Source organism: Vibrio sp. 14N.309.X.WAT.E.F5 (assembly GCF_030397615.1).
Classification (GTDB): Bacteria; Pseudomonadota; Gammaproteobacteria; order Enterobacterales; family Vibrionaceae; genus Vibrio; species Vibrio lentus.
Genome location: NZ_JAPNXR010000014.1, coordinates 1 through 15,477 on the forward strand (window position 1 = coordinate 1; position 15,477 = coordinate 15,477).

Annotated in this window: 13 protein-coding genes; 5 read left to right on the forward strand and 8 right to left on the reverse strand. The window is 45.0% G+C overall.

Annotation, left to right across the window (positions count from 1 at the left end; all coding sequences use genetic code 11):
* Window positions 1-55: 55 nt before the first annotated feature.
* The 8 genes from yacG to nadC all read right to left on the reverse strand — a co-directional run bounded on the left by yacG (window position 56) and on the right by nadC (window position 7,145).
* Complete coding sequence (gene yacG, locus OW495_RS15400; RefSeq protein WP_017056605.1) at window positions 56-253, reverse strand: DNA gyrase inhibitor YacG; 198 nt, start codon at window positions 251-253, stop codon at window positions 56-58.
* Window positions 254-334: 81 nt separating this feature from the next.
* Entirely contained in the window at window positions 335-1,075 is a 741-nt protein-coding gene (gene zapD / locus OW495_RS15405; protein ID WP_017108712.1) for a cell division protein ZapD, read from the reverse strand.
* A 26-nt stretch (window positions 1,076-1,101) separates the two neighbouring features.
* The gene (gene coaE, locus OW495_RS15410) at window positions 1,102-1,716 is read right to left on the reverse strand and encodes a dephospho-CoA kinase (protein ID WP_102339829.1); all 615 of its coding nucleotides are present in this window, start codon (window positions 1,714-1,716) and stop codon (window positions 1,102-1,104) included.
* A gap of 2 nt (window positions 1,717-1,718) precedes the next feature.
* On the reverse strand, window positions 1,719-2,588 hold the full coding sequence (locus OW495_RS15415; RefSeq protein WP_017106882.1) for an A24 family peptidase: 870 nt from the start codon (window positions 2,586-2,588) through the stop codon (window positions 1,719-1,721).
* A gap of 68 nt (window positions 2,589-2,656) precedes the next feature.
* Window positions 2,657-3,886: a type II secretion system F family protein gene (locus OW495_RS15420; RefSeq protein ID WP_289887313.1), complete on the reverse strand. Its 1,230-nt coding sequence runs from the start codon at window positions 3,884-3,886 to the stop codon at window positions 2,657-2,659.
* 14 nt (window positions 3,887-3,900) lie between these two features.
* Entirely contained in the window at window positions 3,901-5,586 is a 1,686-nt protein-coding gene (pilB, locus tag OW495_RS15425; RefSeq protein ID WP_289887314.1) for a type IV-A pilus assembly ATPase PilB, read from the reverse strand.
* Complete coding sequence (locus OW495_RS15430; protein ID WP_289887316.1) at window positions 5,586-5,999, reverse strand: prepilin-type N-terminal cleavage/methylation domain-containing protein; 414 nt, start codon at window positions 5,997-5,999, stop codon at window positions 5,586-5,588. Before OW495_RS15430 ends, pilB begins: the two co-directional genes overlap by 1 nt.
* Before the next feature lie 255 nt (window positions 6,000-6,254).
* Window positions 6,255-7,145 (reverse strand): carboxylating nicotinate-nucleotide diphosphorylase, encoded by an 891-nt coding sequence (nadC, locus tag OW495_RS15435; protein ID WP_289887321.1) that lies wholly within the window; start codon window positions 7,143-7,145, stop codon window positions 6,255-6,257.
* 83 nt (window positions 7,146-7,228) lie between these two features.
* On the opposite strand from nadC, the gene ampD reads away from it, so the two are divergent.
* The 5 genes from ampD to lpdA all read left to right on the forward strand — a co-directional run bounded on the left by ampD (window position 7,229) and on the right by lpdA (window position 15,385).
* The gene (gene ampD, locus OW495_RS15440) at window positions 7,229-7,828 is read left to right on the forward strand and encodes a 1,6-anhydro-N-acetylmuramyl-L-alanine amidase AmpD (RefSeq protein ID WP_289887322.1); all 600 of its coding nucleotides are present in this window, start codon (window positions 7,229-7,231) and stop codon (window positions 7,826-7,828) included.
* Between the two features lie 483 nt (window positions 7,829-8,311).
* Complete coding sequence (gene pdhR / locus OW495_RS15445) at window positions 8,312-9,073, forward strand: pyruvate dehydrogenase complex transcriptional repressor PdhR (RefSeq protein ID WP_009847596.1); 762 nt, start codon at window positions 8,312-8,314, stop codon at window positions 9,071-9,073.
* A gap of 62 nt (window positions 9,074-9,135) precedes the next feature.
* A complete protein-coding gene (aceE, locus tag OW495_RS15450; RefSeq protein WP_017108719.1) occupies window positions 9,136-11,799 on the forward strand; it encodes a pyruvate dehydrogenase (acetyl-transferring), homodimeric type in 2,664 nt (887 codons plus the stop codon).
* Between the two features lie 26 nt (window positions 11,800-11,825).
* The gene (aceF, locus tag OW495_RS15455) at window positions 11,826-13,715 is read left to right on the forward strand and encodes a pyruvate dehydrogenase complex dihydrolipoyllysine-residue acetyltransferase (RefSeq protein ID WP_289887326.1); all 1,890 of its coding nucleotides are present in this window, start codon (window positions 11,826-11,828) and stop codon (window positions 13,713-13,715) included.
* A gap of 242 nt (window positions 13,716-13,957) precedes the next feature.
* A complete protein-coding gene (gene lpdA / locus OW495_RS15460; protein ID WP_017106891.1) occupies window positions 13,958-15,385 on the forward strand; it encodes a dihydrolipoyl dehydrogenase in 1,428 nt (475 codons plus the stop codon).
* Window positions 15,386-15,477 lie beyond the last annotated feature (92 nt).

A 15,477-nucleotide genomic window follows, 5' to 3' on the forward strand; every position in this document is an offset into this window, starting at 1 on the left:
TACTCGCTACTCGCTACTCGCTACTCGCTACTCGCTACTCGCTACTCGCTACTCGCTAGTGCGGGTCTTCCGACCAACCATCGCTATCTGACATGTCTGGTGCGCCAGCGATGCTGTTCTCTTCGTCTGCCCATTCACCGAAATCAATCATCTGACATTGCTTGCTGCAAAACGGGCGATGTGGGCTTTGTTCGCCCCATTCAACGTCGGTATTACATTGAGGGCATTTTACGATGGTGATTTTTTTCGACATAGTGATTCTTAATTTGAAGGTGTAATAATACTGAGTTTAGGCTCGAGTGAGGACTCAAGCCAAACTATAAAAGGAAATTAATTATGTGCAGATAGCCAATTCAAATTCGATATCTTGAGTACAGGCTTGGCCGGTTTCAAAACTCATGAATTTAACAGCAAAACGGTTCTTATGGCCCGAGATCATCGGGTAGGCGCCGTATTGCATTGGAATAGAAAGGCGAAGGATATTTGCTTCATCGGCATCGCTCTGGAAGAAGCCAGCACGAGCAATTTGCTCTTTAAAGTGACCAGTCTCTCTGGTGAGCTTTAACCACAGTGTCAGTGCTTCATACAGCGGTTGTAGGCTGTCCATCCATGCTTTGGCATCTCTCATTTTTTTATCGAGAGGTAGGTGCAGCCAATAATGCAGTGCGGGTAAATCAAAGCAGCACGAACCACCGGGTAAATTAAAGCGTTGACGAATTGCGCTCAGGAAGCGGTCTTCTTTTAGAGATTGCCCAAAACGTTCGGCCTGCATCAGTTCGCGATAGATGTTGCCAATATCATTGAGTAATGACGTTAACATCTCTTGATCGACACCTTCAACATCTAACCAACTCTTGTAGGTTACACGTTGTTTCTCAATGTCTTTCGCCAGTTCACTCTTAAGTTGGATCTGTTCGAATATTTCAATCAGATCAAAGATTGAACGGAAAAAGAGTTGATACTGTTGAGCATCAGAAAATGTAGAAGACAGGTGGAGCTGCCTCAAGAGTGATTCAACTCTTAAGTAGATTCTTGTTTTCTCATTTAGAGGATGTTCAAATTTATGGGTGATCATCAAGCAAACCTTCATTCAACATAGTTCTATTCTGACCCATCTACTGTACTGATTGCCAGATACTTTTGATGTAAATCTGTGATTTGAGGCAAAAGTTCTTGGTTTTTAGTATGGTTTTTAATCACGTCATCTGCAACCGCTAAGCGCTGTTCTCTTGAAGCTTGTGATTTTAAAATTGCTGTAACCTGTTCTTTTGAAACATTGTCACGACTCATTGTGCGTTCTATTTGTACTTCTGCCGGCACATCAACGATTAAAACGCGATCGGCCATACCTTGCATTTGGTTTTCAACCAATAGCGGTGCGACTAATAAAGCATAAGGGGATGTGACTTTAGACAGGTCACTGTCAATTTTGTTGCGGATCATTGGGTGAAGTAGTTCATTGAGCCAATGTTTTTCTGTGGGATCAGTGAAGATCACTTCGCGCAGTTTAGCTCGGTTTAGCGCTCCATCTTCGAGCAATACCTCTTCACCAAAATGAGTAGCAATCTGTTTTAGACCTTCACTGCCCAACGCCACCACTTCGCGTGCCACGATATCAGCATCGACAATATCAATATTGAAATGCTCATGGAATAGGTTGGCTACCGTCGTTTTGCCACTGGCGATGCCACCACTTAATCCGATAATGATTGCCATGATTAAATCCCTAGAACAGAAGTGAAATACCAACCCATGATGTCATTGCCCCACAATAGGCTTACCCAACCAGCAATCGCTAGGTATGGGCCAAACGGGAAGGCTTTGTCTATGCCTTGTTGTTTCAAGCGAAGTTGAATCAAGCCGAAAACTAAACCGACCAGCGACGACAAAAGAATGATCATTGGTAGGTGTTGCCAGCCAAGCCATGCACCAAGCGCAGCCAGAAGTTTGAAATCGCCGTAACCCATCCCTTCTTTGCCTGTTAGTAGCTTGAACAGCCAATAAACGGACCACAAGGCTAGGTAGCCAGCCATTGCACCAATCACTGAATCTTGAAGCGATACTGGACTGACGTTAAATAGAGCTAAAGCGATACCAGACCAAACTAAAGGTAAGGTGATTTGATCAGGCAGCAGCATGGTATCGAGATCGATAAAGGTTGCGGTAATCAATGCAAACGTGAAAAAGATCAGAGCGATGGCGTAATAACTGAAACCAAAATGACTAGCGACTGCGGTACAAAGGATTGCGGTAAGCAGTTCGACTAAAGGGTAGCGAGCACTGATTGGGTTAGCACAGCTATGGCATTTGCCTTTTAAGAACAACCAGCTTAATACAGGAATATTGTCGATTACCCTTAATTGGGTTTTGCATTTTGGGCAGGTCGAACGAGGAATGCTGAGATTAAACTTTCCCTCTGGCGCTGGAATTTTATATTGGGAGAAATACTCCGAGCACTCTTGTTGCCATTCTCGTTCCATCATAATCGGTAAACGGTGTATGACGACGTTGAGAAAACTGCCGATGAGAAGGCTAAAAATGAAAGCTAATACGGGGAATAGCCAAGGATAGTAGTGAAATACTTCCATAGTGTCCTTTTACCACTTGATCTATATGAGTAGAGATTGGCTACTCATGGGTGTTTGGTTGCTTTTGGCTATCCTAACACACTCATAAGATTAAAGATCGGTAAGTACATCGCGACAACAAGGCCACCAACAACCGTACCCAAAAAGACAATAATCAGTGGTTCGAGAATTTTACCTAGATTATCGACGGTGTTGTCTACTTCAAACTCGTAAATTGAAGCGACTTTATTGAGCATATCATCGAGGTTTCCGGACTCTTCTCCAATCATCACCATCTGTAAAACCATCTCAGGAAAGGCGTTGGTATTGCGCATTGCAATGTACATCGGCATGCCTGCGGCAGTCTCACGGTGAACCTCGATGATTGCCGATTCATAATGTAGATTACCCACCGTTTTCGCTGTGGTTTTTAGGCTCGTTAAGATAGGGATCCCAGAACTAAAGCTGGTTGATAGCGTCCGGCTGAACTTTGCAATCGATGCCTTGGTGATGACAGCTCCCAAGATAGGAAAGCGTAAACCAAGACGACTGGTTGAAAGTCGAATCGAGTAAGATCTTTGACGTAATTGCTGAATAGATAAAATTAATAAACCAATACCGATGGCAGTATAGAAACTGTAGGCCAGCATCCAATGGGAAAGATAAAGCACTTGCTGAGTGAACCAAGGCAGGTCGGCGCCAAAGCCTGAAAACATCGATTCAAATTCCGGGATGACCATGGTCAGCATTAAATAGGAAACGGTAAGGGCGACCGCAACAACCATAGCGGGGTAGATGAGAGCCTTTATAACCTTAGACTTTAGTTGCTCACTCTTTTCACGGTATGTCGCCAAGCGTTCAAAGACTTGCGCTAGGTTACCTGAGAGTTCTCCCGTCGCAACTAAGTCGGTATACAGTTCATCAAAGTGACGGCTTGCGGTGCGCATGGCTTTTGAAATCGGAGTGCCTGCTTCCACGCCTTTACAGATGCGCGACAGGATAGATTTCATCTCAGCTTTACGATGGTTGTCTGAGACTAACTTGATGGCCTGCACGATAGGGACACCTGTTGCTAACATAGTCGCGAGCTGTCGAGTCAGTACTGTGATGTCTTTGGCCTTAACTCGGTGCGTTAAACGAGTCAGTGCTGAGATGCTCTTCTTTTTGATTTTCTTTATTTGGATATGCTGGTCTTTGAGCTTTTCTCGTACCTCTAATTCCGTCAAGGCTAAGGTTTGCCCTGATACTTTCTTTCCGGAGCTGTTTATTCCCTTCCAATGGTAGTTTTTTAGTTGTGATTGTTTGTTTTTACTACTCATTTTCGCTCCGTGAATTATAGGTACAGAACACGTTGTAGTTCTTGATAGCTGGTGGTGCCTTCCAGCAATTTATCTAGCCCTGATTCTTGCAGTGTTCGCATGCCTTCTCGGCGCGCCAAGTTTTCAATGGCTAACGCGTTCGGTTTGTCGATCAGGCTACTTTTCAGTTGGTCGCTAAACGGCATAACTTCATAGATGCCCACTCGCCCAGAGTATCCCTGGTTACACTCATTACACCCCTGAGGATTGGCTTTGTAGATCGTTTGGCTGTTAGGGATAGAGTGACGCAGAAATATGTCCGGAGAGTCGTCAGCGGCTTTACAGTGGTTGCATAGTCGTCTTGCCAGTCGTTGGGCGATAATCAGGCTTAATGATGAAGCAAGATTAAAGGGTTCAATTCCCATGTGAGCGAGTCGAGTTACGGTTTCTGCGGCGGAGTTGGTGTGCAATGTTGAAAGAACTAGGTGTCCGGTTTGCGATGCTTTGATCGCGATCTCTGCGGTTTCTAAATCGCGGATCTCTCCGACCATTACCACATCGGGGTCTTGTCGTAAAAATGATCGCAATGCTTCAGCAAACCCAAAACCGATTTTGGGTGCGACTTGAACTTGATTGATACCACATAGATTGATCTCGACCGGATCTTCAGCTGTTGAGATGTTGCGCTCAGTGGTGTTAAGCACTCGAAGGCCTGTGTAGAGAGAAACGGTTTTACCACTGCCTGTTGGGCCTGTCATTAAGATCATCCCTTGCGGGCGTTTCAGTGCATTGAGATAGAGTGCTTTTTGATCTTCGCTGTAACCTAACTTATCGATATCTAAATTGGCAGCGCTGCTGTCTAGAAGGCGCAGTACGATCTTTTCTCCCCACAATGTCGGTAGCGTCGATACTCGCATATCGATCGAGAGTTGATCGTTTAACCGCAATTTAATACGACCATCTTGAGGCAAGCGGCGTTCGGCGATATCAAGTTTGGCGAGGATCTTTAAACGAGCCGATAAACGGCGACTTAGATGGGAAGCGGGCTGTTGTATTTCAACAAGGATGCCATCGCAACGTAAGCGGACACGATAGTTTTCTTCATAAGGTTCGAAGTGGATATCGGAAGCGCCTTTACGCACCGCATCAACCAGTATTTGATTGATAAAACGGCTGACAGGGGAGTCGTCTTGGCTGAGGTCTTCAATTGAAGTCATCTCATCGTCAGAGACTTCAACTAGGTTGGCGAGTTCATCTTGGGTGATCTCTTTACGCTTGGAGTCTTGCCCAGAAATAGAGCGTCCATACAGCTTTCGTATTGCGCCTTCTAGTTCAGAGTAGTTAGCGACAATTAATTCGATTTGTAATCCGGTCGCAAAGCGAAAATCGTCTTCAGCCTGTAAGTCGGTTGGGTCGGCCGAGGCGAGTGTAAGAGTTGAGCTAGAAACTGAAATTGGAATAGCGCGATACTTGGTGATCAGTTCGCGAAGCCCTAATTGTTCGCATAAAGCTTCATAGCCCGTATTGGCTAGTTGTACCAATGGCAAACCGAAGATCGCCTGAATGTTATGTGCGAGATTCTCGCTGGTGAAGATGTCTAGAACGAGCAAAGCTTCAGGCGTAGAAACACCTGAAGCTTGAACACGTTCCGCAACGGCTTGTTCTTGAGCCAGGCTAAGGAATCCTGCCTGACGAAGAACGGTTGGGAGGTTGGTGAGCATTATAAATAGGAAGAGCAGTTACCTGCATCTGTTGTTAGAGACCATGTCATTAATCCGCCTGATATGGCAGGTCCGTACACGAAAGTATCTATGGTGCCATTTTCATTGCAATCGACATTTGGTGCGAGGCTTATCGCCCCATCTGTTATACCTGTTACTTTGCTTGCTGCTGAAGGTACGCCAGATAACCCTTCGTCACATCCCCCTAAAGATCCGGTTTCTTGATAGCATAAAGCGACAGCGATTTTATAAGGTGAAGCTTCTGAAATAGTCGCAATTACATTTGATTTTACTGTGTAATTTTTATATGCAGGCACAGCTATCGCCGATAACACACCAATAATCGCCACCACAATCATTAATTCAATCAGCGTGAAACCTTTCTGATTTGTTCTTCTATTTTTGTTATTCATTGTTCTATTCCATTGTTTAGTTTGTTTCAGTGCAGGCACTGGTTGATGGAGAGAATAGAAGTCGGAATGGGGAAGTGGAATGGTAATCAGGTGCGGTCGCGAGTGGTTTTGTATTTATTAGTGTGGTGTTTCATATGGCGCGCAAATTTATGCGATCAACTTAAATAAGTGATTGAAATACTGATAATTTAGGCAATAAAAAAGGCACGGTAGTTAACTGTGCCTTTATGAATAAGTTATTTATATTTCAATAAATTAAGCTTTGAATCTCATTGATAAATCCATCGCCTTTAAGTGCTTAGTGAGTGCACCAACAGAGATGTAATCAACACCCGTTTCAGCGAACTCTGCGATAGTGTCTAGAGTGACGTTACCTGAGTTTTCTAATGCTGCACGGCCAGCGTTGATCTTTACAGCTTCACGCATCATGTCTGTAGTAAAGTTGTCTAGCATGATTATGTCTGCACCCGCGTTGATTGCTTGCTCTAGCTCTTCTAGGCTCTCAGTTTCAACTTCTACAGGCTTACCTGGGTTAAGCTCTTTTGCTGTCGAGATCGCTTTCTCAATACCACCACATGCGATGATGTGGTTTTCTTTGATTAGGTAAGCATCAAAAACGCCAATACGGTGGTTGAAACCGCCACCACAAGCAACAGCGTATTTTAGTGCGCTGCGAAGGCCTGGAATGGTTTTACGAGTGTCTAGCAAGCGGCATTCTGTGTGCTTAATTTTGTCTGCGTAGATAGCTGTTGTAGTCGCACAACCCGATAGCGTTTGAATAAAGTTCATTGCATTACGCTCACCAGTTAATAGTGCACGTGCTGGGCCAGTTAAGCTGCAAAGCGTTTGGTTTGGTTCAACCTTGTCGCCATCTTCTACGTTCCACTCGATAGTGACTTCACCGCCCAATTGCTTAAACACTTCATCAGCCCAAGCTTTACCACAGAACACACCGTGCTCACGTGTAATGATGGTTGCGCTGTTGATTGCGTCTGCTGGGATTAGACTTGCCGTGATATCAGCCGCTGGATCTAACGTTCCGCCTAGATCTTCTTTGATGGTCTCAGCCACTGAGCGAGTGATCTCTAGCGGCAGTTGCTCTTTTAAGTAATCAAGGCGTTGGTGGCTGTTATGTGTGTTTTTCATCGCAAATCTAATCTTGAAAGGGAGTGGGAATGGAATGATACTCTTGCTTAACTTCAAATTAAAGAGGCTAGCGCGACTGCTCTATGGGCAAGGTCACATCTTATTGTGCTAGCAGAAAAGAAAGTGAGACTAAGATGACGATCAGCTCCAACGGATGGTATAACAACGCTCGGCATGTTCCTTCCCCTTATTTTGATGTAAGGCCAAAGGGGGACGATATCTCTTTGCTGGTGGTCCACAATATCAGTTTACCACCGGGTCAATTTGGTGGGCCTCACATCGAACAGTTTTTTACGGGAAAACTTGACCCCGCTGAGCATCCGTTTTTTAAGGTGATTCATCAAATGGGCGTCTCGGCGCATTGCTTGATTCGTCGCGATGGGGAAGTAGTGCAGTTCGTTTCTTTCTTAGACCGAGCTTGGCATGCGGGTCAATCGAGCTTCGCTGGCCGTGAAAGATGTAATGACTACTCGATTGGCATTGAATTGGAAGGTAGTGACTTTGTTGCTTATACCGAGCTGCAATATCAATCTTTGACTCAATTGACGAATACATTGATGTCGAGGTTCCCGCAGATTACGCGCCAGCGTATCACTGGCCATCAATACATCGCCCCGCTACGAAAAACTGACCCCGGTTTGGTTTTTGATTGGAAGAAATATCAAGGTCAACTGAGCTTCTAAATTCGAATTCACAATAAGACTTTGCTCATTGAAGGGCTCTAGATAATCAATGATGAGCATAATTGTTTGTGAATTTTTGTTGTGCTTTTGTAAAGGAAGTGGTCGGGCGGTGAGCATCAATAAATCGAGAGTGTGACGAGCTTATCAAACGCCTTAATGTTAAGACTTATGAACAGGATTTCTGCCTCTAATGTGCACTTGGTTCGATTTTTAATCAAGTGGCGCTAATCTTTCTGAAACAATTCATTTTTATCCTGAAACTTTCTAGCACGAATACTCCCCAAAAGTATTACCCCTGTAAATGGTAAGACCAATTTGGTTGCTGTTTTAAATTTCATTTGTTAAATCGTGGTTAATTCACACTGCGTTCTATGATGCAGGTCAACTTTAGACTGGACAGTGGCGTTTTAATTATGTTAATTTCTGCCCAACTTAAAATTGGTATTACCAATTATCAGCGAAGAAAAAGAAGAATAACAAACTATGGCTTATCAAAGGATTCGTCAGCCAAAACTCTCGGACGTTATCGAACAAGAGTTAGAAAGGTTGATAGTGGAAGGAACACTGGCTCCAGGGCAGCAGCTGCCGCCTGAGCGCGAACTGGCGAAACAGTTCGATGTGTCTCGTCCTTCAATCCGAGAAGCTATACAACGTTTAGAAGCAAAACGCTTGCTTACTCGCCGTCAAGGTGGAGGTACGTTTGTTAGTGAAAATATCTGGAAAAGCTTTTCAGATCCTTTGCTTAATTTGTTGTCCTCCCATTCTGAAACCCAACTAGACTTGTTGGAATCGCGTCATGCGATGGAAGGGATTTCGGCTTACTTCGCGGCATTGCGTGGCACTGATGAAGACTTTGCTCGAATTCAAGCATGCCAAGAAAAAATTCGCGGTGCGCAAGATAAAGGTGATATTGAAGCCGAATCTGCAGCGGTGATGGCTTTTCTTATTGCTTTAACAGAGGCAGCACACAATGTGGTGTTATTGCACATTGTTCGTAGCTTGGCTCCGTTACTCGAACAAAACGTCTTAGAAAATTTAAAGCTGTTGCATCGTCGTAAAGACGTTGTGGAGAAAGTGAGTATACATCGAGCTAACATTGTGGATGCGATCGTTTCAGGACAGCCAGAACAGGCTCGTGAAATGTCACACTCTCATTTAGCTTACATCGAAGAAACATTGATGGATTTGACCAAAGAAGAATCGCGCCGCGAACGTTCTTTACGTCGAATCCAACAGGGTAAATAGCCGTAATACTTCGGCTTTTTACGTGTTTAGTAGAATCCAACTAACAAAAAGGATAGATCGCCATGTCTGACATGAAGCATGACGTTGATGCTCTGGAAACTCAAGATTGGTTAGAAGCTCTTGAGTCAGTAGTACGTGAAGAAGGTGTAGAACGTGCACAGTTTTTACTAGAACAAGTTCTAGATAAAGCGCGTTTAGATGGTGTTGATATGGCTACAGGCATCAACACGAACTACATCAACACAATTCCAGCAGCACAAGAGCCAGCTTACCCTGGTGACGTAACTCTTGAGCGTCGTATTCGTTCGATTATTCGCTGGAACGCAATCATGATCGTATTGCGTGCTTCTAAGAAAGACCTAGACCTTGGTGGTCACATGGCTTCTTACCAGTCAGCTGCAGCATTCTACGAAGTATGTTTCAACCACTTCTTCCGTGCTCCAAATGAGACGGACGGTGGCGATCTAGTTTATTACCAAGGTCACATCTCTCCGGGTATCTACTCTCGTGCATTCGTTGAAGGTCGTCTAACTGAAGAACAGCTAGATAACTTCCGTCAAGAAGTTGATGGTAAAGGTATCCCTTCTTACCCGCACCCGAAACTGATGCCTGAGTTCTGGCAGTTCCCTACTGTATCTATGGGTCTTGGTCCTATCTCTGCGATCTACCAAGCGCGCTTCCTTAAGTACCTTGACGGCCGTGGCCTGAAAGAAACTTCAGCGCAACGCGTATACGCGTTCCTAGGTGACGGTGAGATGGATGAGCCAGAATCACGTGGTGCTATCTCTTTCGCTGCGCGTGAGAAGCTAGACAACCTATGTTTCCTAATCAACTGTAACCTACAGCGTCTAGATGGCCCTGTAATGGGTAACGGCAGCATCATTCAAGAACTTGAAGGCCTATTTAAAGGCGCAGGTTGGAACGTTGTTAAAGTTATCTGGGGTAGCAACTGGGATTCTCTACTGGCTAAAGACACGACTGGTAAGCTTCTTCAACTAATGAACGAAACTATCGATGGTGACTACCAGACATTCAAATCTAAAGATGGCGCATACGTACGTGAGCACTTCTTTGGTAAGTACCCAGAAACAGCTGCACTAGTTGCAGACATGACTGATGACGAAATCTTCGCTCTTAAGCGTGGTGGTCACGATTCTTCTAAACTGTTTGCTGCATTCAACAATGCAAAAGAAACAAACGGTAAGCCAACTGTAATCCTAGCTAAGACTGTTAAAGGTTACGGCATGGGTGATGCAGCTGAAGGTAAGAACATTGCACACGGTGTTAAGAAAATGGACATGACTCATGTTCAACACCTGCGTGATCGCCTAGGCCTAGAAGACCTACTATCAGATGAGAAAATCGCTGAACTTCCATACCTAAAACTGGAAGAAGGTTCTGCTGAATACGAATACATGCACGCTCGTCGTAACGCTCTTCACGGTTACACACCTGCACGTCTTCCTAAGTTTACTCAAGAGTTCAAGGTTCCTGAGCTGGACGCATTCGCACCTCTACTAGGTGAACAGAAGCGTGATATCTCTACAACTATGGCTTACGTACGTACGCTAAACATCCTTCTTAAAGATAAGAACATTGGTAAGAACATCGTTCCTATCATCTGTGATGAAGCTCGTACATTCGGTATGGAAGGTCTATTCCGTCAGGTTGGTATCTACAACCCACACGGTCAAGAATACACACCTGAAGATAAAGGCATCGTTTCTTACTACAAAGAAGCAACGTCTGGTCAAGTTCTTCAAGAAGGCATCAACGAACTAGGTTCTATGGCTTCATGGGTTGCTGCTGCAACTTCATACAGCACAAACGATCTACCGATGATCCCGTTCTACATCTACTACTCAATGTTCGGTTTCCAACGTATTGGCGACATGGCTTGGTTAGCAGGCGACCAACAAGCTCGTGGCTTCCTATTAGGTGCTACTGCAGGTCGTACAACACTGAATGGTGAAGGTCTACAGCACGAAGATGGTCACTCGCACATTCAAGCGAACACGATCCCTAACTGTATCTCTTACGACCCAACGTTTGCTTACGAGCTAGCGGTTATCATGCAAGACGGTATCCGTCGCATGTACGGTGAGAACCAAGAGAACGTTTACTACTACCTAACAGTAATGAACGAGAACTACGCAATGCCAGCAATGCCAGAAGGCGCTGAAGAAGGCATTCGTAAGGGTATCTACAAGCTTGAATCTCACGCTGGTGCTAAGGGCAAAGTTCAACTAATGAGCTCTGGTACTATCATGAACGAAGCGCGTAAAGCCGCTGAAATTCTAAGCGAAGAGTACGGCGTAGCATCTGACGTATTCTCTGTAACGTCGTTCAACGAACTAACTCGTGACGGCCAAGCGGTAGAGCGTGACAACATGCTTCACCCAGAAGCTGAAGAGAAAGTACCGTACATCACGACTGTTCTTGGTAAAGAACCTGCAATTGCAGTGACTGACTACATGAAGAACTACGCTGAGCAAGTACGTGCGTACATGCCAACTGAGTCTTACAAAGTACTTGGTACAGATGGTTTCGGCCGTTCTGACAGCCGTGCAAACCTACGTCGTCACTTCGAAGTTAACGCTGGCTACATCGTAGTTGCAGCTCTAACTGAACTGGCTAAACGTGGTGATATCGAGAAGTCTGTTGTTGCTGAAGCAATTGCTAAGTTCGATATCGACACTGAAAAAACTAACCCGCAATACGCATAAGACTGGCATTAAGGTAGGTAAATACAATGACAATCGAAATTAATGTACCAGACATCGGTGCTGACGAGGTTGAAGTAACTGAGATTCTTGTAAACGTTGGCGACAAGGTTGAAGAAGAACAGTCACTGATTACTGTTGAAGGCGACAAAGCTTCAATGGAAGTTCCTGCGTCTCAAGCGGGTATCGTTAAAGAAATCAAGATTTCAGAAGGTGATTCTGTTTCTACTGGTTCTCTTATCATGATCTTCGAAGCGGAAGGTGCTGCAGCAGCACCTGCTGCGCCAGCAGTTGAAGCGGCGGCACCAGTTGCTGCTGCTCCTGCTGCGGCAGCTGAGCTTAAAGAAGTTCACGTTCCTGATATCGGCGGTGATGAAGTTGAAGTAACTGAAATCATGGTAGCTATTGGCGACGCAGTAGAAGAAGAGCAATCTCTTCTTACTGTTGAAGGTGATAAGGCTTCAATGGAAGTACCTGCACCATTCGCTGGTATCGTTAAAGAAATCAAGATCGCTTCTGGTGACTCAGTGTCTACTGGTTCTCTAGTAATGGTATTTGAAGTGGCAGGTTCTGGCGCTCCAGTTGCAGCAGCTCCTGCTCCAGCACCAGTTGCAGCGGCTCCAGCAGCATCTGCTGAGAAAGAAGTGAACGTTCCTGATATCGGTGGCGACGAAGTAGAAGTTACTGAAATCATGGTAGCGGTTGGCGATACAGTAGAAGAAGAGCAATCTCTAATTACTGTTGAAGGCGACAAAGCTTCAATGGAAGTTCCTGCACCATTCGCTGGTACAGTAAAAGAAATCAAGATTGCAGCTGGCGACAAAGTGTCAACGGGCTCTTCAATCATGACGTTCGTTGTTGAAGGCGCAGCACCAGTTGCAGCGGCACCAGCACAAGCGGCAGCTCCTGTAGCAGCTCCGGCAGCAGCACCTGCACCTAAAGCAGAAGCAGTAGCTCCAGCTGCTGGCGACTTCCAAGAGAACGGTGACTACGCGCACGCTTCTCCAGTTGTTCGTCGTCTTGCTCGCGAATTTGGCGTTAATCTTTCTAAGGTTAAAGGTACTGGTCGTAAGAGCCGTATCCTTAAAGAAGACGTTCAGTCTTACGTTAAAGATGCACTTAAGCGTCTAGAGTCTGGTGCTGCAGCATCTGGCAAAGGCGGCGACGGTTCTGCTCTTGGTCTACTACCGTGGCCAAAAGTTGACTTCAGCAAGTTCGGTGAAACTGAAGTTCAGAAGCTTTCTAAGATTAAGAAGATCTCTGGCGCTAACCTACACCGTAACTGGGTAATGATCCCGCACGTTACACAGTGGGACAACGCAGACATCACAGAGCTAGAAGCATTCCGTAAAGAACAGAACGCAATCGAAGCGAAGAAAGACACTGGCATGAAGATCACTCCACTTGTGTTCATCATGAAAGCTGTTGCTAAAGCGCTAGAAGCATTCCCTGCATTCAACTCGTCTCTATCTGACGATGGCGAAAGCATCATTCTTAAGAAGTACGTAAACGTGGGTATCGCAGTTGATACACCAAACGGCTTAGTTGTTCCTGTTTTCAAAGACGTGAACAAGAAAGGCATTTACGAGCTATCTGAAGAACTAATGGTTGTTTCTAAGAAAGCACGCTCTGGTAAGCTAACAGCGGCAGACATGCAAGGCGGTTGTTTCACAATCTCTAGCCTTGGTGGTATTGGCGGTACTGCATTTACACCAATCGTAAATGCTCCAGAAGTAGGTATCCTAGGTGTATCTAAGTCTGAGATTAAGCCAGTTTGGAATGGTAAAGAGTTCCAACCACGTCTACAGCTTCCACTGTCTCTATCATACGATCACCGCGTGATCGATGGTGCTGAAGGTGCACGCTTCATTACTTTCCTAAACAGCGCACTATCTGACATTCGTCGTCTAGTACTGTAATTGAGAAAGTAATTATTAAGGTGACTTTCGGGTCACCTTAATTCTTTATATAAAGACTATTTTTAGAGAACAGTTTCCGGCATTTCTCATAAACTGCGGGGGAATTGTTGTCTAGCTCACAGGCTAACTTAAAGCTACTTTCACACTGTTAACATCTCTGTAAAATGTTTCCTGTTTGAAAGCCCAATAATTTTAAGAACATCTACTCAGCCTGTTAGGGATAATGACTACAAGAGGTCACAATGAGCAAAGAAATTAAAGCCCAAGTTGTTGTACTTGGTTCAGGTCCTGCTGGCTACTCAGCGGCATTCCGTTGTGCGGATTTAGGTCTAGAAACAGTACTAGTTGAACGTTACAGCACTCTTGGTGGTGTATGTCTAAACGTTGGTTGTATTCCATCAAAAGCACTTCTTCACGTATCTAAAGTAATTGAAGAAGCAAAAGCGATGGCAGAGCACGGCGTTGTATTCGGCGAGCCACAAACGGACATCAACAAAGTTCGTATCTGGAAAGACAAAGTAGTTGATCAACTGACTGGCGGTCTTGGCGGTATGGCTAAGATGCGTAATGTTACTGTTGTTAACGGTTTCGGTAAGTTTACTGGTCCTAACAGCATCGAAGTTGTTGGCGAAGAAACGACAACAATTAACTTTGATAATGCAATCATTGCAGCGGGTTCTCGCCCAATCAAACTTCCTTTCATCCCACATGAAGACCCACGTATTTGGGATTCTACGGATGCACTAGAACTAAACGAAGTACCAGAAAAACTGCTTATCATGGGCGGCGGTATCATCGGTCTTGAGATGGGTACGGTTTACCACTCTCTAGGTTCTAAAGTTGAAGTTGTTGAGATGTTCGATCAAGTTATCCCTGCTGCGGATAAAGACATCGTTAAAGTCTTCACTAAACGCATTAAGAACAAGTTCAAGCTAATGCTTGAAACTAAAGTGACTGCAGTTGAAGCGAAAGAAGACGGTATCTACGTTTCAATGGAAGGCAAAAAAGCACCAGCTGAAGCTGAGCGCTACGATGCTGTTCTTGTTGCTATCGGTCGTGTTCCAAACGGTGCACTTATCGACGCTGAAAAAGCGGGTATCGAAGTTGATGAGCGCGGTTTCATCAATGTTGATAAGCAAATGCGTACTAACGTTCCCCACATCCACGCGATCGGTGACGTTGTTGGTCAACCAATGCTTGCTCACAAAGGTGTGCATGAAGGTCACGTAGCTGCTGAAGTTATCTCTGGTAAGAAGCACTACTTCGATCCTAAAGTAATCCCATCAATTGCGTACACTGAGCCAGAAGTTGCTTGGGTAGGTAAGACTGAGAAAGAAGCGAAAGCGGAAGGCCTGAACTACGAAGTTGCTACTTTCCCTTGGGCTGCTTCTGGTCGTGCAATCGCTTCTGACTGTGCTGACGGTATGACTAAGATGATCTTCGATAAAGAGACTCATCGCGTAATCGGTGGTGCTGTTGTTGGTACTAACGGTGGTGAACTTCTTGGCGAAATCGGCCTAGCAATCGAAATGGGTTGTGATGCAGAAGATATCGCACTTACTATCCACGCTCACCCAACTCTACACGAGTCTGTTGGTCTTGCTGCGGAAGTATTCGAAGGTTCAATCACTGACCTTCCAAACAAAAAAGCAGTGAAAAAGAAGAAGTAATTCTTCTTTAGCCACTCGCTAATGTTTTTAAAAGCCGCTGATTCGTCAGCGGCTTTTTTATGTCTCAAGTAAGGAGTAGGAACGTTTCACTC